Below are 25890 nucleotides of genomic sequence, written 5' to 3'. Positions count from 1 at the left end.
TACCCGCCCCTCGCACTCCGGGTGCACGCTACGAAGACAAACACACTGAGTCACGGCCTGGGCGACCATTGTGACCAAAGGGTAATTTCTCTTTCGAACAATTCCCGGAAAAGCTGTTACTTCGCGCCACGAGTCCAGTTGACGGCTCCCCCGAACGGCCCCATCAGCGGCGGCCCTGGCGTCAGGCCGGAAATCCCCTTCCCGACCGCGAGCGTGTCGGCGAGCTGGAACAGCGGGATCGCGACGTTCTGCCGCCACAGCTCGGGTTCGAGCGAGGCCAGCGCCTCCGGCACCGGTGTCGCGCCGCTGAGCGCGGAATCGATCGCGGGCTGCAGGCTCTTCTGGCAGAAGGCGGCCGAGTTCGCGGGCACCGCGGGCGGCTGGTCGTCGGAGTTCGGCGGCGCCGGGCGGCAGCCGAACTCCGAAGCCAGCATCGACGCGGGATCACCGCCGACGGGCTGCGGCACCACCGCGATGTCGATGCCGACCCCGCTGCCGCCGGACCCGGTGTCCGGGGTGGTGCTGGGCGTCGTCGACCCGGACGTGGTCGGCTGGGCGGTCTTGACCGGCATCGCGAGCTGGCCGGAGAACAGGTCGCGCGGCTGCGGCGAGACCGTGCGGACCTCGACCCCGGCCGCGACGAGCTGCGACGCCAGCTTCTTCGCGATCGTGGCGTACGGCTCCTGCTGGCCCGGCGAACCGATCACGAGCGACAGCGGCTTGCCGTCCTTGCGCCAGGTGCCCGCTTCCTTGGTGTACCCGGCCGCGGTGAGCTGTTCCTGCGCGCGCTGCGGGTCCGGTGTGCCCGGCGCGCCCGCGGCGGGCACCGTCGGCGCGTATCCCGGCATCGACGGCGCGAGCACCTGCGCGTCGGCGTGCAACGTGGCCGACGGGCCGCCCGAGACACCTTCGTCGATGAGCTGCTTGCGATCGATGAGCGCGGAAACCCCGGCGCGCGTGCGCTCGTCGGTGAGCGCGCCCCCGGCGGGCCGCAGCAGCACCTCGGCGACGAACGGCCGCGGGATGGTGTGCAGCCGCACGGCGGTGCCGAGCTCGCTGAGCCGCTTCAGACCGGTCTCGTCCGTGCGGTAGAGCGCGAACTGGTCGTTGCCGCTGCGCAGCGCGTCGACCATGCCGACCTGGTCGGTGCGGCGCAGCACGATCTGGTCCACCGCGGCCACCTTGTCCCAGTAGCGCTCGTTGCGTTCGAGGACGATCTCGCCGCGGTCCCGGTCCATCGTCTTCACCGAGAACGGGCCCGCGACCGCGGGGAACCCGCCTTCGAGGGCGTTCTGCCAGCCGCCTGGCGCGTCCTTCAGCAGGTGCGACGGCATCAGGTTCGAGAACAGCGTCTGCCAGCCGGGGTAGGGCTTGCTGAAGGTGACCTCGACGCGCTTGCCGCCTTCACCCGGCTGGATGTTGTTGATCTGCCGGTAGCCGGCTGGCTGCACCACGCCGGGGTTGTCGCGCATCTGGTTGTAGAGGTAGATGAAGTCCTCGACCGCGATCGGCGCGCCGTCGCTCCACGACGCCTCCTGCTTGATCTCGTAGGCCACCGTGAACGGCTGCTGCGAGATCACTTCGGCCGAGCGCATCAGGCTCTTGTCGAGCACCGGCTTGCCGGTGTCGTCGGAGCGGAACACCGAGGGCAGCACGAGCTGCGCGAGCGCGGAGGTCACCGTCGAGGAGTCGGCGATGTTGTGCGGGTTGAACCCGCCGGTGATGTCGTCGACGCCGAAGACGATCTGCGACGGGTTCTTCGCGGTGGTGGTCTGCGCGGCGGGCGAGGTGACCACGGGCGGTGGCGGGGTGTTCGAGCAGGCCCCGAGCACCGCGGCGAGCAGAGCCACGGACAACGGGAGGATCCGACGGGTCCGCGCCCGCTTCCCGGTCCCGCGCACGCCGCCTCCCGTCTCGTTCAGAATTCCCAGCCGGAGCACGCAATGGTGCCATGCTCCCCGATGGCGTGTCCGCGAGATTTCCAGATCACCGGTAAAAGCGCGGTGCGCCCGGACCTCCCGCGAACGGGTGACCCGGGCGCACAGTACCGCGAGCCTCAGTTGGCGACCCTCAGTTGGCTCCGTTGTCGCGGCTCTTCGCGCGCGAACGCTCCTTCGCCCTGGTGCTGAAGTCGAGCGTGACCTTGCGCACCCGCACCACTTCGGGGGCCACCTCGACGCACTCGTCGGCGGCGCAGAACTCCAGCGCCTCCTCCAGGCCCAGCTTGCGCGGGCGGGCGAGGCGCTCCAGCTCGTCACCGGTCGACGAGCGCATGTTCGTGAGCTTCTTTTCCTTGGTGATGTTGATGTCGAGGTCCTCGGCGCGCGGGTTCTCCCCGACGACCATGCCCTCGTACACCTCGGCGCCCGGCTCGACGAAGAACGTGCCGCGGTCGGCGAGCTGGATCATCGCGTAGGCGGTGATCGGGCCGGACCGGTCGGCGACCAGCGAGCCGCTGTGGCGGGTGCGGATCTCGCCCGCCCACGGCTGGTAGCCCTCGAACACGTGGTTCGCGATACCGGTGCCGCGGGTCTCGGTGAGGAAGTCGGTGCGGAAGCCGATCAGGCCGCGCGCCGGGAGCACGTAGTCGAGCTTGATCCGGCCGGAGCCGTGCCCGCCCATGTGCTCCATCTTCCCCTTTCGGGAGGCGAGCAGCTGCGTGATCGAGCCGAGGAACTCCTCCGGCGCGTCGATCGACAGGCGCTCGAACGGCTCGTGCAGTTTGCCGTCGATGGTCCTGGTGACCACCTGCGGCTTGCCGACGGTCAGTTCGAAGCCCTCGCGGCGCATCTGCTCGACGAGGATCGCCAGCGCCAGCTCGCCGCGGCCCTGGACCTCCCAGGTGTCGGGGCGCTCGGTCGGCAGGACCTTGATGCTGACGTTGCCGACCAGCTCCGCGTCGAGGCGGGCCTTCACCAGCCGCGCGGTGACCTTGTCGCCGCCGTTGCGGCCGGCCAGTGGCGAGGTGTTGACGCCGATCGTCATGGAGATCGCGGGCTCGTCGACGGTGATCCTCGGCAGCGCCTCGGGGTCGTCGACGTCGGCGAGGGTGTCGCCGATGGTGATGTCCGGGATACCCGCGATCGCGACCAGATCGCCCGCGGCGGCCTCGGTCGCCGGGACGCGGGTGAGCGCCTCGGTGACCAGCAGCTCGGAGATGCGCACGTTTCCGACGGTGCCGTCCTCGCGCATCCAGGCCACGGTCTGGCCCTTGCGCAGCTTGCCGGAGTGGATGCGGATCAGCGCGATGCGGCCGAGGAAGTTCGACGCGTCGAGGTTCGTCACGAGCGCGCGCAGCGGGCCGTCGGGGTCGGCGACCGGGGCGGGCACGTGCGTGAGAAGCGTCTCGAACAGCGGGTCGAGGTTGTCGCTGTCCGGCACGCCGCCGTCGGCGGGCTGCTCCAGGCTGGCCTTCCCGGCGCGGGCGCTGGCGTAGACGACGGGCAGGTCGAGCACGGCGTCCAGATCCGCGTCCTCGATGTCGCCCGCGAGGTCGAGCAGCAGGTCGTGGGTCTCTTCGACGACCTCGGAGATCCGCGCGTCGGGCCGGTCGACCTTGTTGACCACGAGGATCACCGGGAGGCCCGCTTCGAGGGTCTTGCGCAGCACGAACCGGGTCTGCGGCAGCGGGCCCTCGCTCGCGTCGACGAGCAGGACCACGCCGTCGACCATGGCCAGCCCGCGCTCGACCTCGCCGCCGAAGTCGGCGTGGCCGGGGGTGTCGATCACGTTGATGGTGACCTGGCCGTCCGGGGTCTGGCGGTGGATGGAGGTGTTCTTCGCGAGGATCGTGATGCCCTTTTCGCGCTCCAGCTCGCCGGAGTCCATCACGCGGTCGACGAGCTCGGCGCGCTCGGCGAACGCGCCAGACTGGCGCAGCATGGCGTCGACCAGGGTGGTCTTGCCGTGGTCGACGTGTGCCACGATGGCGACGTTGCGGAGGTCGGGACGGGTACGGGCAGTGGGCACGGACTCACCGGCGCTCTTGTCGATGACGCTGGCTGCGGGCACGCGAGACTCCAAAAGACTGAACCTGCTGGTGTGGTGACCGCGGCAGTCGATATGCACAAGCGGCCCACAGTGGCCACACGCAGTCGCGTCCCAGGATACGCGTGACCCCATTGTGACCAGCGCCACGCCCACATTTCGGTTAGCCTCACCTAACGTGTGCCCATGGGCAAAAAGGGCGCGAAGGACCCTCGGGAGCGGGTCCGCAAGCTGATCAAGGCCGGCAAGGTCAAGAAGAAGTGCTGCCGGTCGAAGTCGCGCTGCAAGAAGTGCCCCGTGCTCGCGCTGAAGAAGGCGAAGGAGAAGCTCGCCGCCTGACGCGAGCAGGGGCGGGCGGGCTCAGTGCGCGACGGCTTCGTTCACCAGGCGGAGTTCGGGCGCGGTCCTCGTCGGGGAGAACTCGATCACCTCGTAGCTGGCGAGGTGCTGGAGCGCGAACGGGTCGGTGGCCAGTATCGCGTCGAGTTTCCCCCTCGGCATCGGACGGGTGACGATTACTCCCCCGGTACACGGATTTCGTTTCCCGGACGCGAGGAAATGCCCGTTCTCGTACTGCTTCGTCAGCCATTCGGCGTGATCGGGCAGCACGTAGTCGATCTCTTCGATGGGCGCTGTGTAGGTCTGCAGTACGACAAACATAGGCGAAGGCTAAACCCGCGCGAGCCCGGATACCGGACGAGCGCGCGAGTCGATACGAATTCTTTTTCCAGCGAAAACCGTACGTCCGTTCTTTTCTTTGCCCCCTACTTGACCCCTGTTTGCCTGTCGATGACCATGCGGCTGCGCTACACTCGCCGCATGATGCTGACCTCCAGTGCCCGCTGGTGGTCGCCGACCGGCGGCCACTGACCCTGCGCACCGAAGGCACAGCGCACCAGACCAGGCCGCCCCGGGGGCGGCCTTTTGCATGTCTGGGGGCGCCTGCTCCTGCGGCGGCGGGAACCCGAGGAGGAGATCCACCACCATGACCAGGCTTTCCGGCATCACGCCGTCCGGACACGTGCAGCTCGGCAACTACCTCGGCGCGCTGCGGCGGTGGGCCGCCGAGGGCGGCGAGCACGACCTGTACTTCGTGTCCGACCTGCACGCGATGACCACCACGCACAACCCGGGGAAGCTGCGCGGGCTCGCCGGTGAGCAGCTCGCGGTGCTGATCGCGGCCGGGATCCCCGAAGAGCGGGTGTTCGTGCAGTCCGATCTCGCCCGCGAACTCGGTGCGCTCACCTGGATACTGGAATGCACCGCCAGCTACGGCGAAGCGGCGCGGATGATCCAGTTCAAGGAAAAAGCCGAAGGCCGCAGCGGGGTCCGGCTCAGCCTGCTCACCTACCCCGTGCTGATGGCGGCGGACATCCTGCTCCAAGGCGCGTCCGAGGTGCCCGTCGGCGAGGACCAGCGCCAGCACGTGGAACTCGCGCGTGCGCTGGCGCGCCGGTTCAACGGCACCTACGGCGAGGTGTTCACCATGCCGGAGGCGGTGCTGCCGAAGGCGGGCGCGCGCGTGCGCGACCTGGCCGACCCGGCGCGCAAGATGTCGAAGTCCACGCAGGACAAGGCGGGCGTGGTGTTCGTGCTCGACGAGCCGGACCTGGTGCGGCGCAAGATCATGCGCGCGGTCACCGACGCGGAGCGGGTCCCGGCCTACGAGCCGAAGACCCGGCCGGGGCTGGCGAACCTGCTGGACATCCTGGCCGCGTGCACCGGGAAGGCCCCGGCGGACCTCGCCGAGGAGCATTCCTCGTACGGCGCGCTCAAGGAGACCGTCGCCGACGCGGTGATCGAAGAGCTGCGCCCGATCCGGGAGGGCGCGACGGCACTGCTCGCCGACGCGGGCGAACTGGCGCGCGTGCGCAAGGCTGGCGCGACACGGGCGTCCGCGCGCGGGGAACACCGCCTGCAGAGCGCGCTCCGGCTCATCGGCGCGGGCTGACGGTCGCCCCTGGGGCGTCCCTGCTCGCCCCTGATGGCCACCTTCACGGCACTCAATGCCGTGAAGGTGGCCATCAGGGCAGGCTGGCACAGCAACGCGAAGGGTGGGCTACGCCGTCAGCAGGGCGTGGAGATCGGGGAGCAGGATCCGGTCCGCGGGGAGCCAGTCGAGACCGTCCAATTCGGACGCAGCGAGCCAGCGCAGCGCGCGGTGCTCGACGGCGCGCGGTTCTTCGCCGGGGTCGGCGAGCGCGGCGGCGAAGATACGCAGCACCTTCCCGCCCGGCAGGTCCACGTCCGCGCCGACCCGCTCGCCGACGGTCACCGCGATGCCCAGTTCCTCGGCGCATTCACGCGCCAGTCCGTCCACATCGGACTCCCCGGCCTCGACCCTGCCGCCGGGCAGCTCCCATTTGCCGTCCGCGTCGACGGGCCAGGCCCGTTGCTGCGCGAGCAGTTTTCCGGCGCGCACGATCGCGGCGCCCACCACCACACCCGATTTCACGACCGCGACGGTACGTCAACCGGGTTCACCGTCGGCCTTCCGCCACACCACGACGAACCGCGCGCCGCCTTCCGGGGACTCCCCGACCGTGACGCGCCCGCCGCGCCGCCGCACCGCTTCGGACACCATCGCCAGGCCGAGCCCGGTGCCGCCCGAGGTCCGCGCGCGATCGTCTGCGACCCGGTAGAACCGGTCGAACACCAGGTCGCGGTGCTCCGGCGCGATACCCGGGCCGTCGTCGTCGACCACGACCCGCACGGTCGCCTTCGACGCCAGCACCGACACCACGATCTGCGCGCTGGCGTACCGGCAGGCGTTGCGCAGCAGGTTGTTCAGGATCAGCTCGACCTCGGCCGGGGCGGCGTGCGCCCACGCCCTGCCCGCGACGCCGCTGACCCGCGCGGCGGGCGAACCCGAGGGCAGCCGCGCGATCGCCGCGCGCGCCTCGGTGACCAGCTCGACCGGTTCCGCGGGCGGAATCTCACCCGCGTCCGATCTCGCCAACGTGAGCAAGCCGTCGAGCAGGGCGGAAAGCCGTTCGGACTCGGCGAGGATGTCGGCGAGCGTTTCCTGCGCCAGCTCCGGGTCCGGATTCGCCACGGCCACCTCGGCCTGCACCCTGATCGACGCCACCGGCGAGCGGAGTTCGTGCGCCGCGTCGCCGGTGAACCGCCGCAGCCGCTCGCTCACGTCCTCCTGGCGCGAGAGCAGGCCGTTGAACTCGGCCGCGAGCGCCCGCAGTTCGTCGTGCGCCTCCGGCAGGTCGAGCCGTTCCCCGTGCGGCAGTCCCTGCACGGCACGCCGCATCCGGCCGACCGGCCGCAGCGCCGAGCGCACCACCAGCCAGGTCGCCGTCGCGGCGAGGAGCGCACCGACCGAGGCGACCCACAGCAGCCAGTGCGATCCGCCCGCGACCGCCGACGCGAACCCGACCAGGCCCGCCCCGGCCACCACGAGCCGCTGCGAGCCGTCCGGCGCGGTCACCACGGACCCGAGCCAGCGCCACTTCGTGCCCTCGTCGGTCTTGACCGGGGTGCCCGCCTTCAGCGCGCGCACCTCGTCGTGGCGCAGCCCCGGCGACGGCAGTCCGTCCACCGGCGCACCAGCGGTGTCGAGCACCCTGATCGTGACCCCGGACCGCGCCTGGATCGGCTTGCCATCGGAGACCGTCGCCGAGGCCGACGACAGCGCGCTGTCCAGCTCGCCGTCGACCGACCTGATCAGCAGCGGGCTCAGCCCCTTGCCCGCGAGCAGGGCGAGACCGAGCAGGAACACCAGGGTCACCGCACCGGCCATCGCGGTGATCCGGAACCGCAACGACCGCCGCAGCCACCACCGCGGCGCCCGCGTCACGCAGGACCGGCCGCGCTCATGACCTCGTCCAGGTTCGGATCGGACGCCACGTACCCGTGCCCCCGCACGGTCCGCACCAGCGCACCGGCGCCCGCGGCGTCCAGCTTGCGCCGCACGTACCCGACGTAGACCTCGACGACGTTGCGCGTCGCGGCCTGCTCGTCGCCCCACACCGCGCGCAACAGCTCGTCCTTCGTCACCACCGTGCCCGCGCGACCCGCCAGCACCTCGAGCAACGCGAACTCGCGCGGGCTGAACGCGACCGGCTCGCCCCGCCAGCGCACCTGCTTGACCGCGCGGTCCACCTCCAGCTCGCCGACCCGCAGCGAGCCGCGCACCCCGTCGTTCGCGGCGCGGCGCAGCACCGCGCGCACCTGCGCCACCAGCACCACGAAGGAAAACGGCTTCACCAGGTACCCGTCCGCGCCGAGGTCGAGACCGTCGGCTTGGTCGACCTCGCCGTCCTTCGCGGAGATCATCAGCACCGGGGTGCGGACGCCTTCCGCGCGCAGCTGCTGCAGCACGCGGTAACCGGAGAGGCCGGGCAGCATGATGTCGAGCAGCAGCACGTCGAACGCGCCGGTCTGCCCGAGCCGCAGCGCGCTCGGCCCGTCCGCGGCCGTCACCACGTCCATGCCCTCCGCGCGCAGGCCGCGCTGCAGCGCCTTGCGGACGCCCGGTTCGTCGTCCACCACCAGTACCCGAGGATTCACGTGGTTCAGCATGCCCTTTCTTCCCTGTTCACGCGCGCAGGCTTTCAGCGTTCTCTCAGCGTAAGAAGCCGTCTCAGTACGATCTCAGCCTCGAGAGGGAAGCCTGAGTGTCGGGAAACGAGCACAATCGAGCTCATCGACCACAGGGAGAAACAGCATGAATCCGAAGAAGAAGGCGCTCGCCGCCGCGGCGGTGGGGACCGCCGCTGGCGTCGCGGGGCTCGCGTTCATCGCGATGCCCGCGGACGCCGGTGAGGCCCCGGAGCTGCCCGCCGTCAGCGCGGAGGAGCTCGTGCAGTCGGCGGTCACCGCGCCGACGCCCGCGCTGAACGGCTCGGTGAAGCTGACCAACAACCTCGGGCTGCCGGTCGGCCTGCCGGGTACCGCCGCGCTCAACGCCGACTCCGCCCGCGTGTTCACCGACGGCCAGGGCCACAGCAAGGTCTCCATGCAGAAGGGCGCGGGCGAGCAGACCGTCGTCCACAACGGCAACACCGTGTGGACGTACAACTCCGGCAGCAACACCGCGACCAAGACGACCCTGCCCGCCGGTGCCGAAAACAAGCACGCCGACGGCCAGGCCGTCGACCCGGCCGCGATGGCGGCCAAGGTGCTCGGCGCTGTGCGGGAAAGCAGCACGGTCAGCGTCGAGGGCACCGCGCGCGTCGCGGGCCGCGCCGCGTACGAGCTGGTGCTCACACCGAAGCCGACCGAGCGCACGCTGCTGCGCGAGGTCCGCGTCGCCGTCGACGCCGAAAAGCGGCTGCCGCTCGAGCTTTCGGTGCTGTCCAACGGTTCGGCGGACCCGGCGCTGCAGGTCGGCTTCACCGACGTTTCGTTCACGCCGCAGCCCGCGAACCTGTTCGAGTTCACCCCGCCCGCGGGCGCCAAGGTGACCGAGCAGCAGCCGAAGATCGACCAGCAGGACAAGGACAAGGCGAAGGCCGAGATCCAGCAGAACCTGAAGACGGTCGGCACCGGCTGGGACACCGTGCTCGTCGGGCAGCTTCCCGCGGACGCCCTGTCGAACATGGGCAAGGGCAAGGCGGACAAGCACGGCGAGAGCGTCGACCCGAAGGCGTTCCTGGACAAGATCAGCAAGCCGGTGAGCGGTGCGTTCGGCACCGGGCACGTGGTGAGCACCAAGGTCGGCACCGCGCTGCTGACCGACGACGGCAGGGTCGCCGCCGGTTTCGTGCCCGAGCAGGTGCTCGTCGAGGCACTGGGGACGAAGTGACCGTTTCGGTCGAGGCGGGTGTGTCCGCGCCGGAAGGCGCGGGCGCACCCGTCCCCACCCCAGCCGCGCGGACTCGGGGACTGCGCAAGGTCTACCGCGGCACGGTCGCGGTGGACCAGGTCGACCTGGACGTGCCGTCGGGGGCCGTGCTGGGCATGCTCGGGCCGAACGGCTCCGGCAAGACGACCACGATCAGGATGCTGCTCGGCCTCGTGCGCCCGACCGAGGGCGAGGTCGAACTGCTCGGGCAGAAGATGCCGGACGGCGCGGGGGACGCGCTGCCCGACGTCGGCGCGCTCGTGGAGGGGCCAGGGTTCCACCCGTTCCTTTCCGGGCGCGAGAACTTGTTCCGGATGGCGGCCGCCGAACCGCGGCTGGCGTCGAACTCGGTGCCGTCCGCGGTCGAAGCCGCGCTGGAGCGCGTCGGGCTGACCGGTGCCGCGCACCGGCGGTATCGCGCCTACTCGCTCGGCATGAAGCAGCGCCTCGGCCTCGCCAGCGCGCTGCTCGTGCCGCGGCGGATGATCGTGCTCGACGAGCCGACGAACGGGCTGGATCCGGCCGGCACCAGGGAAATCCGCAAGATCATCGGTGAGCTGCACGCCGACGGCGTGACCGTGCTCGTGTCCTCGCACCTGCTCGCGGAGGTCGAAGCGACCTGCACGCACGTCGCGGTGCTGAACGCGGGATCCGTGGTCGCCCAGGGCGAGCTCTCGGAACTGCTGGAATCCGGCAGCCCCGGCCTCCTGGTGTCCACACCGGACGGTGACAGGGCGATCGAAGTGCTGCGGGACAACCGGATCTCGGCCAGGCTCACCCCGGAAGGCGTGCGCGTCGACCTGGCCGCGACCACCGCGCCGGAGGCCATCGCGGCACTCGTGCGGGGCGAGATCGCGGTGCACGAGGCGTCGCGTGCCCGCACCGGGCTCGAAGACCTCTTCGCCCGGTTGACCCAGGGCGAGGAAGAGATCGAGGAGGAGCGATGACCACCGTGCCCCTCGCACCGGTCTCGACGGAAATCCGGCAGGCGAACCGGGTTTCGCCGTTCCGGCTCGCGCGCGCCGAGCTGCGCTGGATCTTCCGCAGGCCGCGCACGCTCGTGGTGCTCGGCATGCTCGCGCTGATCCCGGTCGTGCTCGGCGTGAGCCTCACCCTCGTCGACTCGAACAACGCCCCGAACGGCGCGCAGGACGGCCCTGGCGGCGGAGTGCTCAGCGCCGCCGCGGGCAACGCCTTCGTGCTGCCGATCGCCGCGCTCGTGGTGACTTTGCAACTGCTGCTGCCACTGGCCGCGGCGATGGCCGGTGCCGACGCGATCGCGGGCGAGGCGGCCAACGGCACCCTGCGCGGCTGGCTGCTCGCGCCGGTCAGCAGGGGACGGCTGCTCGCGGTGAAGGCGTTCGGTGTCGCCACGGTCACGGTGTGCGCGGCCGGTCTGATGGCGATCACCGGGTTCGTCACCGGGCTGATCATCAACGGCCCCGGCGCCATGTTCACCCTCTCCGGCGACACACTGTCCATTTGGGACACACTCGGCAGGGTCGGGCTGGCCACCGCCTGGGTGGTGCTGCAGCTGTGGGCCGTCGGCGCGGTCGCGCTGGCGATCTCCACCTGCACCGAGCACCCGATGCTCGTGGTGGTGTCGGTGCTCGCGGGCACGATCGTGTTCCAGGTACTGAGCATGCTGTCCGCGGTGTCGTGGCTGCACCCGTTCCTGCTGAACAAGTCGTGGGAGGCGATCCCCGACATCCTGCGGGACCCGATCCCGTCCGGCGGGCTCACTGAGGGCGCGGTGCGGGCGGTCTGCTACATCGTCATCGCGCTGTCGCTGGCCTACGCGCGCATCACCACCCGCGACGGCTGAGCTCTTCCCGGCTTCCGAGTCCCTGATGGCCACCATGACGGCACTCAATGCCGTCATGGTGGCCTTCACGGCGCCGAAGCTCGGCTATCACCCCGATATCGCGGCCGGGAATCCTTACTCCGAATGGCACAGCGGTGGATTGACCGGTTCGGGTTTGGTCAGTAGCTTCTCGATGCCGGTCGACGTGGACTAGACCATTCGGATCGGCTCGTGCTGCGCGCCGACGTCGGCGCTGCCAGACCAGAGAGGGGATCCGACGTGCCAACAAGGCATCCGAGCACCCGTTCCAGAAGAGCACTCGCACTGTCCTGCGCCGGTTTCATCGCCCTGTCGGGGATCGCCGTCGCGAGCACGGCAAGCGCGGCCGATGAGGCGTCCGCCGCGCAGGCGCTGCGCGGGATGACGCTGGAGCAGAAGATCGGCCAGCTGTTCGTGCCGACGGTCTTCGGCAAGTCCGCCGACGAGGCCCACCCCGGCAACCGCAAGCTCTACGGCGTCGACACCCCGGCCGAGGTCGTGCGGCGCTACCACGTCGGCGGGATCATCTACTTCAACAACCCCGCCGCCGACACCGACAACGTCGACGATCCCGCGCAGCTCGCGCACCTGTCCAACGGCCTGCAGCGCGCGGCGCTGTCGTCGGGCTCGCACCTGCCGCTGATCCTGTCCATCGACCAGGAGGGCGGCCAGACCACCCGGATCAGCGCGCCCGCCACCGAGTACCCGAGCAACATGGCGGTCGGGGCAGGCCGCAGCACCGCCGACGCCAAGAAGCTGGCCTCGATCAACGGGCGCGAACTGCGCGCGATGGGCATCAACCAGGACTTCGCGCCGGTCGCCGACGTCAACTCGAACCCGCTGAACCCGGTGATCGGCTCGCGGTCGTTCTCCTCGGACCCGGCGCTGGCGAGCAGCATGGTCGCCGCCGAGGTGGACGGCTACCAGAACTCGGGACGCCGGACCGAGACGGTTTCGACCGCGGCCAAGCACTTCCCCGGCCACGGTGACGCCGCCGAGGACAGCCACACCGGGCTGCCGGTGATCAAGCGGACCGCGGAGCAGTGGCGGCAGATCGACCTGCCCCCGTTCAAGGCCGCGATCGCCGCGGGCGTCGACTCGATCATGACGGCGCACATCTCGGTGCCCAGCCTCGACCCGTCCGGCAACCCGGCGACGCTGTCGAAGCCGATCATGACCGGCCTGCTGCGCGACGAACTGCACTACGACGGCCTCGTCGTGACCGACGCGCTGCGGATGGACGGGGTGCGCAAGATGTACCCCGACGCGGAGGTCCCGGTGCTGGCGCTGGAAGCGGGCGTCGACCAGATGCTGCTGCCGCCGGACCTCGGCGTGGCGATCAAGGGCGTGACGGACGCGGTGCACAGCGGACGGCTCACCGAATCCCGCATCGACCAGAGCGTGGCGCGGATCCTGAAGGTCAAGTCCAAACGCGGCATCCTGGCGAAGCCGCTGGTCAACGAGCGCGAAGTGCCGTGCGTCGTCGGTACCCGCGAGCACAAGGACGCCATTTCGCGCATCAGTGCGAAGACGACCACCGTGCTGCGCAACGACGCGAAGCTGCTGCCGCTGAAGAAGCCGGGCAAGGTGCTGGTCGCGGGCTGGAACTCGCCCGACTTCCCCGGCTACCCGGCCGATCCGGTGACCTCGCTGGCGAAGCAGCTCGGCGGCACCGCGCTGCCCACCGGCGCCAACCCGGCCGCGGCGAAGGTCAGCGAAGCGGTGGCCGCCGCGAAGGACGCGGACACCGTGGTCGTGCTGACGAACGGCCTTCGCACCAACGCGGGTCAGGCCGCGCTCGTGAAAGGCTTGCAGGCAACGGGAAAGCCCGTCGTGGCGGTGTCCATCCAGGAGCCGTACGACCCCGGTTTCGCGGACGTGCCGACCTGGGTGGCCACCTACGACTGGCGTGACGTGAGCATGGCGACGCTGGCGAAGGTGTTGCGGGGCAAGCTTTCCCCGGCCGGGAAGCTCCCCGTCGAGGTACCTTCCGGTACCGACCCCGGGAAGGTCCTCTACCCCTTCGGCCACGGCCTCACCTGGTAACCCGTCCCCGAAGGTGGCCTTCGGGGCGCTCAAGTCCCCGAAGGCCGCCCTCGGGGAACCAGGCGCCACAAAAGCTCCCCTCGCGCCGCCCTGAAATCAGCCCACGATCGCGACGCCATCCGGGTCGAGGGCGAGGTGCACGGGGTCGCCCGCGCGCAGGTCCGCGCTCACCGGGGCCACGGCGTCCACTGTGGATTCCAACGCCGGAACGCGCACCACGAGGCGGAGGTGCTCCCGCCGGTGCACCCGGCTGACCACCTCGCCGTCGACCCCGTCCGGTGCCACGCGCAGCGCGGTCGGCCGCAGTCCTAATCGGACCGCGCCGTCGCGCGCTTCGGGCACCTCGACCGAACCCAGCGCGGAGGTCACCACACCCTCGGCCGCCCGCGCGTCGAGGAACGTGGTGACCCCGAGGAAAGCCGCGACCGTTTCGTCCACCGGGTTGCGCCACACCGAAGGCACCGCGCCCGCCTGCCGCACCTCGCCGCGCTCCAGCACCGCGACCCTGTCCGCGAGGGTGAACGCCTCCTCCTGGTCGTGCGTCACCACCAGTGTGGTGATCTTGGCTCCCCGCAACAACTCCGCGAGGTCCACCGCGAGCTGCTCGCGCAGGCTCGCGTCCAAACTGGACAGTGGCTCGTCCAGGAGCAGCAGCCGCGGCTTCGGCGCGAGCGCCCGCGCCAGCGCGACGCGTTGCGCCTCGCCACCGGACAGCTCGGTGATGCGGCGCTTGCCGTACCCGGCCAGGCCGACCAGGTCGAGCAGCGCGTCGACCCGCCTGGCCTGTTCGTCCTTCGCCACGCGGTGCATCCGCAGCCCGAACGCGATGTTGCCGCGCACGTCGCGGTGCGGGAAGAGCTGCCCGTCCTGGAAGACCAGGCCGAACTCGCGGCGGTGCACCGGTACGTGCGCGAGGTCGTGCCCGTCCCAGCGCACCGACCCGCCGGTCACCGGTTCGAGCCCGGCGATCGCCCGCAGCAGCGTGGACTTCCCCGATCCCGAAGGCCCGAGCAACGCGAGCACCTCGCCGTCGGCGATGTCGAGATCGACGTCGCGCACCGCCTCGAACGAGCCGTAGCGCACGCTCACACCGTCCACCGACAACGCCATCAGAACTCCCCCACGGTGCCGGTGCCGATCCGGTCGATCACCGCGACGGCCGCCACGGTGACGAGCATGAGCAGCGCGCACGCCGCGTAGGCCATCTGGTTGTTCAGCTCACCCGGCCGGGAGATGAGCGAGGAGATCGCGACCGGCAGCGTCGGCGAAGTGGGCCGCGCGAGGAAGCTCGTCGCGCCGAATTCGCCCAGTGCCACCACGAATCCGAACCCGGCCGCGGCCACCACCGCGCGGATCGTCAGCGGAACGTCGATCTCGCGCCACACCCGCGCCGGGCTCGCGCCGAGCGTCGATGCCGCCTGCCGCAGCCGCTCGTCGACCGAGCGCAGCACCGGCAGCACCATCCTGATCACCAGCGGGATGATCACCAGCGCCTGCGCGAGCGGCACCAGCAACGGTGACGTCCGCAGGTCGCCAGGCAACGCGTCGAGCGTCACCAGGTACCCGAAGCCGACCGTCACCGCGGACACCCCCAGCGGCAGCATCAGCGCCGCGTCCATCACTTCCCCCGCCCCGCGCGCGACACGGCCGGGCGCACGCCGCAGCGACACGAGCAGCACCGAGGCGAGAACGCCGATCACCATGGCGAGGAGCGTGGCGTCCGTCGCGGTGCGCAGCGACCGGATCGCCGCGTCCCAGCCCGAAACCGCGAGCGTGCCGGTCGACCCGTGCCCGGACAGCGCGCGGTAGCCGTCGAGGCTCCATCCGTCCGGAGTGGACACCGACTTCACCAGCAGCGCGACGATCGGGGTGAGCGTCATGGCCAGCACCGCGAGCCCGGCGCCGACGACCCACCACTCGCGCCCCTCCGGCCGTCGAGCGGTTTCGGCCCGCGCTCGAAGGCGGAGCGCGGTCTCCCGCCGTCGCCTCGCCACCGCGCCCGCGACCAGCGCGGCGACCACGGCGGCGAGCTGCACGAGAGAAAGCGCGGCCGCGCCGGAAAGGTCGAGCAGATCCACGGTCCGCAGGTAGATCTCGGTCTCCAGGGTGCGGAACCGCGCGCCGCCGAGGATCAGCACGACGCCGAAACTGGTGGCGCAGAACAGGAACACCACCGCCGCGGCCGATCCGATCGCGGGTGCGAGCGCGGGCAGCGTCACCTCGCGGAACGCGCGCCACCGCGAAGCGCCGAGCGCGCGGGCCGCGGCTTCCGCGCGCGAGTCGAGGTGCGTCCACAGGCCCGCGACCGTGCGCGCGACGACCGCCACGTTGAAGAACGCGTTCGCGAGCACGATCGACACCACGCCGCCGCCCGGCCACAGCGCGCGGAACGCCAGGCCCACCACGACGGTCGGCAGCACGAACGGGATCAGCACGAGCGTGCGCACGAGCGCGACGCCCGGCAGTCGCACCCGCGCCAGCAGGAACGCCACCGGCAAGCCCGCGACGACGGCCAGCAGCGTGGACGCGGCGGCCTGCGCCAGCGTGAACGCGGCCAGCCGCCACGTCTCCCCGCTCGCCAGCGCCGTAGTGACGCCGCCACCGGAGAAGCCGCGCCCGACGATCGCGAGCACCGGCCACGCGAAGAGCACGGCGAGGAAGCCGATCGGCACCACGGCCAGCAGCGCCAGCCCGGTACCGCGCCTGGTCAGGACTCGATGAGCGAGCGCCACTGGCCGATCCACCGTTCCCGTCCCGCCTGCACCTGGTCACCGGGCAGCGAAGCGGGCTTCGACGGCAGCGGCGCGGTGTCCGCCCAGCCCGCGGGCAGGTCGACGCCCTGGCGCGACGGGTAGACGTACATGTTCGCCGCGACCGTCGTCTGGAACTGCTGGGACAGCAGGAAGTCGACGACCTTCTGCGCCTTCTCCGGCTGCTTCGCGTTCGTGAGCACCCCGGCGTACTCGACCTGGCGGTAGCAGGTGTCGAGCAGCGCCTTCGTGCGCGGCTTGCCGTCGTTGCCGATCTCGGCGGCGGGCGAGGAGGCGTAGGAGACCACGATCGGGCGCGGGCCCTTGCCGGAGGAACCGGAGAAGTCCTGCGTGTAGGCCTCTTCCCAGCCGCTGACCGGTTTCATGCCGTTGGCCTTCAGCCGCTTCCAGTAGTCCTGCCAGCCCGTCTCGCCGTACTTCGACACCGTGGCGAGCAGGAACGCGAGACCGGGCGAAGAGGTCGCCGGGTTCTCCAGCACCAGCAGGTCCCGGTACTTCGGGTCGGCGAGGTCGTCGAGCGTCGCCGGGACCGGGAGGTTCTTCGACGCGAAGTAGCCCGTGTCGACGTTCACGCACACGTCGCCGACGTCGACCGCGGAGAGCCGGTGTTCCGGGTCGATCGCGTAGCGCTGCGGGCCGCGGTCCGTCTCCGGGCTCGTGTACGGCGCGAACACGCCCTCGGCGAGCGCGCGCGAGGCGAACGTCGAGTCCACCCCGTACGCGGCGTCGGCGATCGGACTGGCCTTCGTGAGCACCAGCTTGTTCGTCAACGCGCCCGCGTCACCCTGCTTGACCGGCTGGATCCGGACACCGGACTGCCGCTGGAAGGCGTCGAGGACGTCCTGCGGCACCGCCCACGAATCGTGCGTGGCCAGCGTGACGACGGTAGGCCCCTGCGGCGCGCCCTGCTCGCCGCCGAGCGAACACCCCGCCAGCAGGACCCCGATCGCGCCCAGCGCACTCGCCAGCCGCTTGACTCCCATGGGTCCTCCTCGCTTCGACCGGCAGGAGGCTGGGTACGCCTCCCTCCACCGGCATGATCCGGATCAGGTGCGAACGGTCGCGGTGCGGTGCCCGCCTCTCAGCCCGGCCGTGCCGGACTCCCGTGGCAACCGTGCAGCGTACTAGCCGCCGTAGCACCATGGAGTGCCATGGCGGACCTACTGAACGACACGCAGATTTCCGAAGCACTCGCCACGCTGAGTGACTGGCAGCGGGACGGCGATTCGATCGTGAAGACCACGAAGCTCGACAGCTTCGGCCAGGCGATCGCCGTGGTGAACCGGGTAGCCGAGCTCGCGGAGAGCGTCGACCACCACCCCGACATCGACATTCGCTGGCGCACGCTGACATTCCGGCTGAGTACCCATTCCGACGGCGGCATCACGGGCAAGGACGTCTCGCTCGCCCAGCAGATCGACGAGACCATCAACAGCCTGTGACCTTGGTCGCCCCGGGCAACATGATCACGGGTCTCGCGCGTCCCTCCATCAGGAGGGATGCACATGATCAAGTTCTTCACCCGGCTGGGCGCGACACTGGCGGTGCTGGCGGTCTCCGCGCTGGCGCTGGTTGTCCCGGCGAACGCGGACACCGGCAAGGCCCCGGCCGCCACGCGCGGCCAGGAAGCCGCGGCCGCGTCCGGCGACGTCACACAGGCACTCGTGGTCGGCGGGCTCGCGTTCGTCCTGATGGTCGCGGCCGCAGGCGGGGTGCTCTGGTTCACCGCGCGCAAGCGGCACCACGAACCGCACTGACCACCGCTTATGCGATCTCGGCGTGATTTAGGGCACAGTTGTTAACAATCCGCGTGATCAAAGCGTTACCCCACGCGGAACTACCCTTACACGCCCCTTGGGATCGCCATGAACAGCACCACCTCGAGCCCCGCCCTGACCTCCGCCCAGCGCGCCTGGGTGACCTTCCTCGCCACCTCGATCACGCTGCTCAGCGTCATCGTGCTCGGCATCGCGGGCTGACTCCCGTTCTCGAAGCGGCTTCACGCCTCCGCGCGTGAAGCCGCTTCTTCTTGCGCGCGTACTCTTCGCGCGCCGCTCGCCGAGGTGCTCGGCCGCCCACACCCGGCAAGCCGCGAGCGGTGCCAGCAACGTCCGCCCCAGCTCCGTCAGCTCGTACTCGACCCGAGGCGGCACCTCGTCATACTCGGTCCGCGTAACCATCCCGTCCCGCTCGATCGCGCGAAGCGTCTGCGTGAGCACCTTGGGCGTGACGCCCCTGAGCGGCACCTGCAACTCCGAAAACCGCCGTGGCCCGCGCTCAAGACACAACACCACCAGGCCACCCCACTTGTCGGCGATCCGGAACGGCGTCACGCTCGACGGGCATCCCGGCGCGAACATATCCGGCTGAAGAGACTCCCTCACCCCACCGAAGCTACGTGCCGCGATTACCCTTTGCTCCTCAGTGCGCCAGACGTCGGAGCAGGGACACGTACCGCGCACCCCCGCCCAGACAACGGCAGATTCGATCTTCGCACCGTGTCGAGATGAAGGAGTCCTAGTTACAACCCTGGGGAAACGTTGATTGACCATTGAACTGCACATCTTCCGCACTCAAAAGCGAAACAATCACCGAGCGGCAAACTGATAACTATCGACACACAATTTAAGCAAGACTGAAATGCTGTTCAGTAAACTAGTTAGCGACAAAATAAATAATAGAAACTTGACAAGTAAACTTGAAATTATGACACAAATTGACGGATATCTCTAACTACGTCACTGATACGATCGAGCGCACCTGAAGCAAGTACTTCGTCTATTGGCCATTTTTCACCGAGTGCAAGATCAGAAAGATCTGCCTCATGCACTATTCTATTCCTTCTATTGACTATCAGGTCAAGTTTCTTTCGCATCCGTTCGGCACCGGCCCCTTTTCCGTAGGTGGTCGACCAAAAGGGTGGATCACATATCAACTTCAGACCTGCCGCTATATCGTCAGCGCGCTGATATGTCTTTCTTGACACAGCTTCCCGAATTACCGAGCGACAAATCAACTGCGATTCATACTCTGATTCAACCTTCCCAAGATCAAAAGCTAACGACGCTGGCAACTGAAGGCCACAGAATCCAACCCCCTTTTGTCGCACTCCCTCAAAGATCTCCACAAGAGAGATAACAATGACGTCATGAACGTAATGGTCCAGCGCACTTACCCCAAAGACCAACGCCGAACGCAGCAAATCATCCCATTGCATACCCGCACCGGCAATTGCGCGCAACTTCTCGCTGAGACCTACCAAATCTCGACATCTAGCGATCTCGCGCTCAAAATTCCGGTAGGATGCCGCACTCATTTAGTCAACGATTCGATCTTCGCGGCCATATCATTGAAGGTTTCATGGAAAGCATCAATAGCTTTTTTCGTATTGTCCCACAGATTTCCTCCGCGTTTCACATCGGGCTGATTTAATGAAAACACGGGTTTTTGCTTCTTTTGCGAAATCGCTATAAGTGAATTGAAGTCCGAGATCGAAGCAAGTCGAAGCTCCGCCTCGAACTCGGCCGCCTTGTACCGGTCCGCAGGTAGCAGCATGTCACACGAACCAAGCGCAGGCTTCAGTTTTTCCATCATGACGTCGCCAAGTTCATCGATATACTCCTGAAAAGCCCTAGTAGGCTTTCTACCCTTGAGATTGTATCGCTGTATGAGCGCACCCAGCAGCTTAGGATTCGGTTCTGGAAAAGGGTAGTCCGCTTCTTTGAAAATGTCCATATCGGCTGCTCTTTTCGCCCATTTAACCCACCGAGGAACCACTCTCGCGAGCGACTCAATAGCCATTACCGAGAAGATGTCTGGCGAAGTTGGAACAATGAGATAATCTGCCGTCGCAACCAGATTCTGATTAATAGACCCCAATCCAGGGCTAAGATCAATGATCAAGTAGTCGGCCTGCAGAACCTCTGCCGTAATCGTGAACAAATGATTGAAGCTACCTGGAATATTCTGTAAGGCTTGAATGCTGCCGCTTAGCTCTTGGGCTATGCCCAACTGAATTTCGTACTCAGCCAACTGTATATGACCAGGCATAAGAAAGAGGCCATCTCTTCCCTTTACCTGAACACAATCCACCGGATCTAATACTTTGGGACGCGACTCAAATACAGGCTGCAACGCGCTCTTAATATTTCGATCACTGCTATGCGAGTAGAATTCTTCAAGTGTTTCCATCCCAGTGAAACCCATTACCATACCAGTTAGGTTGCACTGAGGGTCGGCGTCAACCAAAATTACACGATGCCCTCGTTCTGCGAGGATCCATCCAAGATTGAACGTAGTCGTAGTTTTACTAACACCGCCCTTGTTGTTAAATAGGGCAATCGACTGCATAGCGCCATCCTTCTCGTATCGCCAACCCCAACAGGCGACGAATCTTACGATTCGCACGATCACAGACCTAGGGAAATGCAGATTTTTCACCCGTTTGCCGCACATAAACTCACGACTATCGGCTGACTGCAGAAGGAGACAGTGAACCAGCGCTAAACCAATGCCTCGTTAGGCGACCGTGGAGTATTCAGGCATGGCGGTTCGTGCTGCACAAACCGCAGGACTCAGTTGCCGATCTAGCATTGAATGGGCCCGACATGTAGTCGGGCCCGTTCAACATACACTTGACATTCGGTGAGGCCGAAAACTTCCGCGATGCCGACCCTTGTCACCGCTAGACGTTGAACCTGAATTCGACCACGTCGCCGTCGGTCATGACGTAGTCCTTGCCTTCCATGCGGACCTTGCCCGCCGAACGCGCCGCCGCCATGGAGCCCGCTTCGACCAGATCGTCGAACGAGACGACCTCCGCCTTGATGAAGCCGCGTTCGAAGTCGGTGTGGATGACGCCCGCGGCTTGCGGGGCGGTGGCGCCCTGCGGGATGGTCCACGCCCGCGATTCCTTCGGGCCCGCGGTCAGGTAGGTCTGCAGGCCCAGTGTGTGGAAACCGGCGCGCGCCAGCGAGTACAGGCCCGGTTCCTCCTGTCCGACCGATTCCAGCAGCTCCCGCACCGACTCCTCGTCGTCGAGTTCCAGCAGCTCGGACTCGACCTTGGCGTCCAGGAAAACGGCGTCGGCGGGCGCGACGAGCTTCGCCAGTTCCTCCCGGCGCGCGGCGTCGGTGAGTACGCCCTCGTCGGCGTTGAACACGTACAGGAACGGCTTCGTGGTGAGCAGGCTCAGCTCGCGCAGCAGCTCGCCGTCGATCTCCTTCTGCGCGGAGAACAGCGTGCGGCCCTCGTCGAGGACCTCCTTCGCCTTCTTCGCGGCGTCGAGCGCGGGCTTGAAGTCCTTCTTCGTCCGCGCTTCCTTCTCCAGCCGCGGCAGCGCCTTCTCCAGCGTCTGCAGGTCGGCGAGGATGAGCTCGGTGTTGATCGTCTCGATATCGCTCATCGGGTCGATGCGCCCGTCGACGTGCACCACGTCCGGGTCGTCGAACACGCGGATGACCTGGCAGATCGCGTTGGCCTCGCGGATGTTCGCGAGGAACTTGTTGCCGAGCCCCGCGCCCTCGGAGGCGCCCTTCACGATGCCCGCGATGTCGACGAAGGACACTACCGCCGGGACAGTCTTCGCCGAGCCGAACACCTCGGCGAGCTTGTCCAGCCGGGCGTCGGGCAGCGGCACGACGCCGACATTGGGCTCGATCGTCGCGAACGGGTAGTTCGCGGCGAGCGCGTCGTTGCGCGTCAGCGCGTTGAAGAGGGTGGACTTGCCGACGTTGGGCAGTCCGACGATGCCGAGGGTGAGACTCACGGCCGCGAAGTCTACGTGGCCGCCCCGGTGGCGACGGCGGGCGGGCACCGGATCGTCATGGCGGATTCCCGCCAGTGCGGGACGGGTGCCGGTGGCAGGATCGAGCCCATGACCGAACTGACCATCCCCCGTGACCAGGGCGTCTGGCGTGACACCGAACGGTGCTACCGCGCCGTCACGGCTCGCGACTCGCGCTTCGACGGGCAGTTCATCATGGCCGTCCGCACCACCGGGATCTACTGCCGCCCCTCGTGCCCCGCGGTCACCCCGAAGTCCGCGAACGTGACGTTCTACCCGACCTCGGCCGCCGCGCAGGCGGGCGGGTACCGCGCGTGCCGCCGCTGCCTCCCGGACGCGGTGCCCGGCTCCCCGGAGTGGAACGTGCGCGCCGACCTCGCCGCGCGCGCCATGCGGCTGATCTCCGACGGCGCGGTCGAGCGCGAAGGCGTGCCCGGTCTCGCGCGGCGGCTCGGCTATTCGGAACGGCAGCTCGGCAGGGTCCTGACCAGCGAGCTCGGCGCCGGCCCGCTCGCACTGGCGCGGGCGCACCGCGCGCATTCGGCGCGCCTGCTCATCGAGATGTCCGAACTCCCGCTGACCGATGTGGCGTTCGCCGCGGGGTTCGCCAGCGTCCGCCAGTTCAACGACACGATCCGCGAGGTGTTCGCGACGACGCCGTCGAACCTGCGGGCCGCCGCGGCGAAAGCGCGTCGGCGTGCGGGCTCCGCCGAGGCGGAGGCCGGGAACACCGGGGCGAGGCTGACGCTACGGCTGCCGTACCGCAGACCGTTCGACGCGGACGGCCTCCTGCGGTTCTTCGCGGCGCGCGCAGTGCCGGGCGTCGAGAACATCAGCACCGACGGCGGCCGGATCACCGGCTACGGCCGCACGCTCCGCCTCCCGCACGGCGCCGGAACCGCGTGGCTTTGGCCAGCGGACGGCCATTTCCGCTGCGATCTGCGCCTGTCCGACGTCCGCGACCTCAGCAGCGCGGTCGCCAGGATCCGCCGCCTGCTCGACCTCGACGCGGATCCCGAAGGCATCCGGCACGTGCTGTCCGCCGACCCCGCGCTCGCGCCCGTCGTGGTGGCGGTGCCGGGCATCAGGGCTCCCGGCGCCGTCAACGGGGCGGAGCTGGTGATCAGGGCGATGCTCGGCCAGCAGGTCTCGGTCGCCGCCGCCCGCACCGCGGCCGGGAAGCTCACCGCCGAACTCGGCGGCACGCTGCCGTGGCCGGGCGAGTGCACGCTGACCGCGTTGTTCCCCACGCCCGAAGCGATCGCGGCGCGCGGCAGGGAGGTGCTGCGCGGACCGCGGCGCCGGATCGACGCGATCGTCGCCGTCGCCGACGCGCTCGCCTCCGGCAAGATCGACGTCCACATCGGACGCGACCCCGGTGAGCTGCGCGCCGAACTGCTCGCACTGCCCGGAATCGGGCCGTGGACGGCGGACTACACGCTCATGCGGGTGCTCGGCAGTCCCGACATCCTGCTTTCCGGCGACCTCGTGCTTTCCGGCGGCGCCGCCGCGCTGGGCATCACCGAGCTGACCGAACACGCCTCGGCCTGGCGGCCGTGGCGCACCTACGCCGGCATGTACCTGTGGCACGCCGCCGACCGAGGAGTCTCCGCATGAGCATCGCACACTGGTCCACAATGGACACCAAGGTCGGCCCGTTCACGGCCGTCGTGGCCACCGACGGCGCCGTGCTCGCCTCCGGCTGGACCGGCGACGTGGCCGAGCTGACCCCGTTGATCTCGCCCGCGGTCGCACCGGGCGAACTGCGCGAGAAGCGCGATCTCGGGCCGGTCAGCAAGGCCGTCCGCGCCTACCACGCGGGCACGCTCGACGCTGTCGACGGCATCGAAGTCCGCCAGCGCTCCGGCGAATTCCGCCAGCACGCCTGGGAAGTGCTGCGCACGGTGCGGGCGGGCGAACCGGTGACCTACGCCGACTACGCCGCGCTCGCGGGGCGCCCGTCCGCCGTTCGCGCGGCGGCGACGGCTTGCGCCCAGAACGCGGCGGCGCTGTTCGTACCGTGCCACCGCGTGGTGCGCACCGGCGGCGGCATGGGCGGGTTCCGCTGGGGCGTGGACGTCAAACGCTGGCTGCTGACACACGAAGCCGCCTGAGAAGTTGCCGCGGGAACCCGGCTTCAGTCGGTGAAGGCGACGGAGTCGGCAAGATCCTTCTGACTTTCGAGCGCGCTGAGACGTTCGGTGAGTGCCGCGTGGACGGCGCTGTAGGTGTCGGAACCGAGGGTCAGGCGCAGGGGCGGCTTCGGGTGACGGGTGGTGTCGTAGATGGCGGCGGCGAGTTTGGCCGGGTCGCCGGGGAAAAGGCTCTTGTCGACGGTTTCCAGGTAGCGCCGGGCCTGACCGACCGCGTTGTCCCGGTAGGCGGCCGTTTCCGTGGTGTACTGCAGGGCTCCGGCGAAGCCGGTGCGAGTGGCGCCCGGCTCGACGAGGGTGAGATGGATGTCGAAGCCGGAAACCTCGCGGCTGACGCTCTCGGTGAAGCCCTCCAGCCCCCACTTGCCCGCGTGGTAGGCGCTGTGCGTGGGGACGCCGACCTGACCGCCCATACTGGAGATCTGGATGATGCGGCCGCCGCCCCGCGCGCGCATCGGCCCCAGGAAGGCCCGAGTGATCATGAGCGGGGCGAGCAGGAGAACCTCGATCTGGTCGCGGACCTGCTCGACGGTCATCTCCTCCGCAGCGCCCACGACCGCGTATCCGGCGTTGTTGACCACGATGTCCACCGGCGCCGATCCGAGCACCCTGCCGAGCACTTCGTCGACTTGGACCGGTCGCGCGAGGTCGAGAACGTCGACGGTCAGCTGGCCTCCGTACGTCTCGCGCAGATCCGCGAGAGCCGCAGGGCGGCGAACCGTCGCCGTGACCCGGTCACCGTTCCGGAGTGCGTGTTCGGTGAGATGGCGACCGAGGCCGCCGGAGGCCCCGGTGATGAGCCAGTGCCGTTCGGCCTTGTCGGAGAGAGCGGACATCGGCGTCTCCTGGGTAGAGTGATACCGGAACATGTTCCACTTAAAGTTAAGCGGAACATGTTCCGGAAAGCAATCGGAGATCGACCTCGAAGGATTCCGCATGCCCGCCACACCCCGCCGTACCAGGAGTGACGCGCTGCAGAACCGGGAACGCCTGCTGGAGGTGGCCGCACGGGTCTTCGGCGAGCAGGGGCTGGACACGGCACCCGCCGCGATCGCCAAGCAGGCCGGTGTCGGCGTCGGCACGCTCTACCGGCACTTCCCGACCAGGGAGGTGCTCATCGACGCCGCCTACCGGCGTCAACTCACCCACGTGTGCGAAAAGGTGAACGACCTCGTCACCCGGCACCCGGCCGCCGAGGCGACCCGGAGGTGGATGGCGCACTTCATCCGCTACGCCACGGCCAAGAGCGGGATGTCCGAAGCCCTCAACGCGGTCATCGCCTCCGGGATCGACCCGTACTCCGACAGCCGCGCACTGCTCACCGACGCCGTCGCCACCCTCCTCGCGGCCGGTGCCCGCGATGGCAGCCTACGAACCGACGTCACCCCCGACACCGTCCTGCTCCTCATGGGCGGTATCGCGTATTCCGTGCAGCACGGCTCCGAAGAGCAAGCCCGCCCACTCGTCGACCTCTTCATGGACATGCTGACCAAAGGTCCGAGCTGAGT

The 25890-nt window shown here is 68.7% G+C and carries 25 protein-coding genes, 1 pseudogene and 1 riboswitch; of the genes and pseudogenes, 12 read left to right on the top strand and 14 right to left on the bottom strand.

Annotation, left to right across the window (positions count from 1 at the left end):
• Window positions 1–116: 116 nt before the first annotated feature.
• Both HUW46_RS28420 and typA read right to left on the bottom strand, forming a co-directional pair.
• Complete coding sequence (locus HUW46_RS28420; protein ID WP_254124982.1) at window positions 117–1901, bottom strand: ABC transporter family substrate-binding protein; 1785 nt, start codon at window positions 1899–1901, stop codon at window positions 117–119.
• Window positions 1902–2070: 169 nt separating this feature from the next.
• Window positions 2071–3969, bottom strand: coding sequence for a translational GTPase TypA (gene typA / locus HUW46_RS28415; RefSeq protein ID WP_215550167.1), 1899 nt, complete (start codon window positions 3967–3969; stop codon window positions 2071–2073).
• Window positions 3970–4173: 204 nt separating this feature from the next.
• Here typA and HUW46_RS28410 point away from each other — a divergent pair, with 204 nt between their 5' ends.
• Window positions 4174–4326 (top strand): hypothetical protein, encoded by a 153-nt coding sequence (locus tag HUW46_RS28410; RefSeq protein WP_215541848.1) that lies wholly within the window; start codon window positions 4174–4176, stop codon window positions 4324–4326.
• A gap of 21 nt (window positions 4327–4347) precedes the next feature.
• On the opposite strand, the gene HUW46_RS28405 is transcribed toward HUW46_RS28410, so the two are convergent.
• The gene (locus HUW46_RS28405) at window positions 4348–4647 is read right to left on the bottom strand and encodes a YciI family protein (protein ID WP_215541847.1); all 300 of its coding nucleotides are present in this window, start codon (window positions 4645–4647) and stop codon (window positions 4348–4350) included.
• A 325-nt stretch (window positions 4648–4972) separates the two neighbouring features.
• Between HUW46_RS28405 and trpS the strand changes: the two genes are divergently transcribed.
• The gene (gene trpS, locus HUW46_RS28400) at window positions 4973–5938 is read left to right on the top strand and encodes a tryptophan--tRNA ligase (RefSeq protein ID WP_215541846.1); all 966 of its coding nucleotides are present in this window, start codon (window positions 4973–4975) and stop codon (window positions 5936–5938) included.
• A gap of 108 nt (window positions 5939–6046) precedes the next feature.
• Here trpS and HUW46_RS28395 read toward each other — a convergent pair whose 3' ends face one another.
• Genes HUW46_RS28395 through HUW46_RS28385 form a run of 3 tightly spaced genes read right to left on the bottom strand, consistent with a single transcriptional unit; the run spans window position 6047 to window position 8520 of the window.
• Window positions 6047–6442: a (deoxy)nucleoside triphosphate pyrophosphohydrolase gene (locus tag HUW46_RS28395; RefSeq protein ID WP_215541845.1), complete on the bottom strand. Its 396-nt coding sequence runs from the start codon at window positions 6440–6442 to the stop codon at window positions 6047–6049.
• Between the two features lie 15 nt (window positions 6443–6457).
• A complete protein-coding gene (locus tag HUW46_RS28390; RefSeq protein WP_215541844.1) occupies window positions 6458–7795 on the bottom strand; it encodes a sensor histidine kinase in 1338 nt (445 codons plus the stop codon).
• On the bottom strand, window positions 7792–8520 hold the full coding sequence (locus HUW46_RS28385) for a response regulator transcription factor (protein WP_215541843.1): 729 nt from the start codon (window positions 8518–8520) through the stop codon (window positions 7792–7794). Before HUW46_RS28385 ends, HUW46_RS28390 begins: the two co-directional genes overlap by 4 nt.
• 145 nt (window positions 8521–8665) lie before the next feature.
• On the opposite strand from HUW46_RS28385, the gene HUW46_RS28380 reads away from it, so the two are divergent.
• The 5 genes from HUW46_RS28380 to HUW46_RS28360 all read left to right on the top strand — a co-directional run bounded on the left by HUW46_RS28380 (window position 8666) and on the right by HUW46_RS28360 (window position 13673).
• Window positions 8666–9745, top strand: coding sequence for a LolA family protein (locus HUW46_RS28380; RefSeq protein ID WP_215541842.1), 1080 nt, complete (start codon window positions 8666–8668; stop codon window positions 9743–9745).
• Complete coding sequence (locus HUW46_RS28375) at window positions 9742–10731, top strand: ABC transporter ATP-binding protein (RefSeq protein ID WP_215541841.1); 990 nt, start codon at window positions 9742–9744, stop codon at window positions 10729–10731. The genes HUW46_RS28380 and HUW46_RS28375 overlap by 4 nt, the downstream gene beginning before the upstream one ends.
• Window positions 10728–11609 carry an ABC transporter permease gene (locus HUW46_RS28370; RefSeq protein WP_215541840.1) on the top strand — a complete coding sequence of 294 codons (882 nt, stop codon included), beginning with the start codon at window positions 10728–10730 and terminating at the stop codon, window positions 11607–11609. Before HUW46_RS28375 ends, HUW46_RS28370 begins: the two co-directional genes overlap by 4 nt.
• A gap of 25 nt (window positions 11610–11634) precedes the next feature.
• Window positions 11635–11802, top strand: a complete 168-nt coding sequence (locus tag HUW46_RS28365; protein ID WP_215541839.1) for a hypothetical protein — start codon at window positions 11635–11637, stop codon at window positions 11800–11802.
• 65 nt (window positions 11803–11867) lie between these two features.
• A complete protein-coding gene (locus HUW46_RS28360) occupies window positions 11868–13673 on the top strand; it encodes a glycoside hydrolase family 3 protein (protein ID WP_442860860.1) in 1806 nt (601 codons plus the stop codon).
• Between the two features lie 96 nt (window positions 13674–13769).
• Here the strand turns inward: HUW46_RS28360 and HUW46_RS28355 are convergent, their stop codons facing one another.
• From HUW46_RS28355 to HUW46_RS28345, 3 genes are read right to left on the bottom strand one after another with little or no spacing between them, the layout of a single operon-like run.
• Window positions 13770–14783 (bottom strand): ABC transporter ATP-binding protein, encoded by a 1014-nt coding sequence (locus tag HUW46_RS28355; RefSeq protein ID WP_215541838.1) that lies wholly within the window; start codon window positions 14781–14783, stop codon window positions 13770–13772.
• Entirely contained in the window at window positions 14783–16348 is a 1566-nt protein-coding gene (locus HUW46_RS28350; RefSeq protein WP_215550165.1) for an ABC transporter permease, read from the bottom strand. Before HUW46_RS28350 ends, HUW46_RS28355 begins: the two co-directional genes overlap by 1 nt.
• Before the next feature lie 32 nt (window positions 16349–16380).
• Window positions 16381–17427 (bottom strand): thiamine ABC transporter substrate-binding protein, encoded by a 1047-nt coding sequence (locus HUW46_RS28345; RefSeq protein WP_215541837.1) that lies wholly within the window; start codon window positions 17425–17427, stop codon window positions 16381–16383.
• A gap of 23 nt (window positions 17428–17450) precedes the next feature.
• Window positions 17451–17561: riboswitch (TPP riboswitch) on the bottom strand.
• Between the two features lie 34 nt (window positions 17562–17595).
• Here HUW46_RS28345 and HUW46_RS28340 point away from each other — a divergent pair.
• Together HUW46_RS28340 and HUW46_RS28335 are read left to right on the top strand one after the other, a co-directional pair.
• A complete protein-coding gene (locus HUW46_RS28340; RefSeq protein WP_215541836.1) occupies window positions 17596–17886 on the top strand; it encodes a 4a-hydroxytetrahydrobiopterin dehydratase in 291 nt (96 codons plus the stop codon).
• Between the two features lie 63 nt (window positions 17887–17949).
• Entirely contained in the window at window positions 17950–18201 is a 252-nt protein-coding gene (locus tag HUW46_RS28335; RefSeq protein WP_254124980.1) for a hypothetical protein, read from the top strand.
• 312 nt (window positions 18202–18513) lie between these two features.
• On the opposite strand, the pseudogene HUW46_RS28330 reads toward HUW46_RS28335, so the two are convergent.
• From HUW46_RS28330 to ychF, 4 genes and pseudogenes are all read right to left on the bottom strand, one after another.
• A pseudogene (locus HUW46_RS28330) lies at window positions 18514–18804 on the bottom strand (winged helix-turn-helix transcriptional regulator); the annotation flags it as partial.
• A 344-nt stretch (window positions 18805–19148) separates the two neighbouring features.
• On the bottom strand, window positions 19149–19760 hold the full coding sequence (locus HUW46_RS28325; protein WP_215541834.1) for a HEPN domain-containing protein: 612 nt from the start codon (window positions 19758–19760) through the stop codon (window positions 19149–19151).
• Window positions 19757–20794, bottom strand: a complete 1038-nt coding sequence (locus HUW46_RS28320; RefSeq protein ID WP_215541833.1) for a ParA family protein — start codon at window positions 20792–20794, stop codon at window positions 19757–19759. The genes HUW46_RS28325 and HUW46_RS28320 overlap by 4 nt, the downstream gene beginning before the upstream one ends.
• 334 nt (window positions 20795–21128) lie before the next feature.
• Window positions 21129–22211 carry a redox-regulated ATPase YchF gene (ychF, locus tag HUW46_RS28315; RefSeq protein WP_215541832.1) on the bottom strand — a complete coding sequence of 361 codons (1083 nt, stop codon included), beginning with the start codon at window positions 22209–22211 and terminating at the stop codon, window positions 21129–21131.
• Between the two features lie 108 nt (window positions 22212–22319).
• On the opposite strand from ychF, the gene HUW46_RS28310 reads away from it, so the two are divergent.
• Both HUW46_RS28310 and HUW46_RS28305 read left to right on the top strand, forming a co-directional pair.
• Window positions 22320–23846 (top strand): DNA-3-methyladenine glycosylase 2, encoded by a 1527-nt coding sequence (locus HUW46_RS28310; protein ID WP_215550164.1) that lies wholly within the window; start codon window positions 22320–22322, stop codon window positions 23844–23846.
• The gene (locus HUW46_RS28305) at window positions 23843–24343 is read left to right on the top strand and encodes a methylated-DNA--[protein]-cysteine S-methyltransferase (protein ID WP_215541831.1); all 501 of its coding nucleotides are present in this window, start codon (window positions 23843–23845) and stop codon (window positions 24341–24343) included. Before HUW46_RS28310 ends, HUW46_RS28305 begins: the two co-directional genes overlap by 4 nt.
• A 23-nt stretch (window positions 24344–24366) precedes the next feature.
• Here HUW46_RS28305 and HUW46_RS28300 read toward each other — a convergent pair whose 3' ends face one another.
• On the bottom strand, window positions 24367–25320 hold the full coding sequence (locus HUW46_RS28300; protein ID WP_254124978.1) for an SDR family oxidoreductase: 954 nt from the start codon (window positions 25318–25320) through the stop codon (window positions 24367–24369).
• On the opposite strand from HUW46_RS28300, the gene HUW46_RS28295 reads away from it, so the two are divergent.
• Window positions 25319–25888: a TetR/AcrR family transcriptional regulator gene (locus tag HUW46_RS28295; protein ID WP_215541830.1), complete on the top strand. Its 570-nt coding sequence runs from the start codon at window positions 25319–25321 to the stop codon at window positions 25886–25888. The two genes, HUW46_RS28300 and HUW46_RS28295, sit on opposite strands and share 2 nt — an antisense overlap.
• Window positions 25889–25890: the final 2 nt, after the last annotated feature.

The organism is Amycolatopsis sp. CA-230715 (assembly GCF_018736145.1).
In the GTDB taxonomy this organism is placed as follows: domain Bacteria; phylum Actinomycetota; class Actinomycetes; order Mycobacteriales; family Pseudonocardiaceae; genus Amycolatopsis.
Note: the sequence above shows the minus strand (reverse complement) of the source record. Positions and strands in the feature narration are given on the sequence as shown.

What these genes read in the sequence shown, in the direction of transcription:
- HUW46_RS28325 (WP_215541834.1), bottom strand. Translation starts at nt 19,760, where the DNA reads ATGAGTGCGGCATCCTACCGGAATTTTGAGCGCGAGATCGCTAGATGT.
- HUW46_RS28345 (WP_215541837.1), bottom strand. Translation starts at nt 17,427, where the DNA reads ATGGGAGTCAAGCGGCTGGCGAGTGCGCTGGGCGCGATCGGGGTCCTG.
- trpS (WP_215541846.1), top strand. Translation starts at nt 4,973, where the DNA reads ATGACCAGGCTTTCCGGCATCACGCCGTCCGGACACGTGCAGCTCGGC.
- HUW46_RS28320 (WP_215541833.1), bottom strand. Translation starts at nt 20,794, where the DNA reads ATGCAGTCGATTGCCCTATTTAACAACAAGGGCGGTGTTAGTAAAACT.
- HUW46_RS28370 (WP_215541840.1), top strand. Translation starts at nt 10,728, where the DNA reads ATGACCACCGTGCCCCTCGCACCGGTCTCGACGGAAATCCGGCAGGCG.
- HUW46_RS28310 (WP_215550164.1), top strand. Translation starts at nt 22,320, where the DNA reads ATGACCGAACTGACCATCCCCCGTGACCAGGGCGTCTGGCGTGACACC.
- HUW46_RS28380 (WP_215541842.1), top strand. Translation starts at nt 8,666, where the DNA reads ATGAATCCGAAGAAGAAGGCGCTCGCCGCCGCGGCGGTGGGGACCGCC.
- HUW46_RS28385 (WP_215541843.1), bottom strand. Translation starts at nt 8,520, where the DNA reads ATGCTGAACCACGTGAATCCTCGGGTACTGGTGGTGGACGACGAACCG.
- HUW46_RS28335 (WP_254124980.1), top strand. Translation starts at nt 17,950, where the DNA reads ATGATCAAGTTCTTCACCCGGCTGGGCGCGACACTGGCGGTGCTGGCG.
- HUW46_RS28300 (WP_254124978.1), bottom strand. Translation starts at nt 25,320, where the DNA reads ATGCGGAATCCTTCGAGGTCGATCTCCGATTGCTTTCCGGAACATGTT.
- HUW46_RS28410 (WP_215541848.1), top strand. Translation starts at nt 4,174, where the DNA reads ATGGGCAAAAAGGGCGCGAAGGACCCTCGGGAGCGGGTCCGCAAGCTG.
- HUW46_RS28365 (WP_215541839.1), top strand. Translation starts at nt 11,635, where the DNA reads ATGGCCACCATGACGGCACTCAATGCCGTCATGGTGGCCTTCACGGCG.
- HUW46_RS28405 (WP_215541847.1), bottom strand. Translation starts at nt 4,647, where the DNA reads ATGTTTGTCGTACTGCAGACCTACACAGCGCCCATCGAAGAGATCGAC.
- HUW46_RS28355 (WP_215541838.1), bottom strand. Translation starts at nt 14,783, where the DNA reads ATGGCGTTGTCGGTGGACGGTGTGAGCGTGCGCTACGGCTCGTTCGAG.
- HUW46_RS28305 (WP_215541831.1), top strand. Translation starts at nt 23,843, where the DNA reads ATGAGCATCGCACACTGGTCCACAATGGACACCAAGGTCGGCCCGTTC.
- HUW46_RS28340 (WP_215541836.1), top strand. Translation starts at nt 17,596, where the DNA reads ATGGCGGACCTACTGAACGACACGCAGATTTCCGAAGCACTCGCCACG.
- HUW46_RS28295 (WP_215541830.1), top strand. Translation starts at nt 25,319, where the DNA reads ATGCCCGCCACACCCCGCCGTACCAGGAGTGACGCGCTGCAGAACCGG.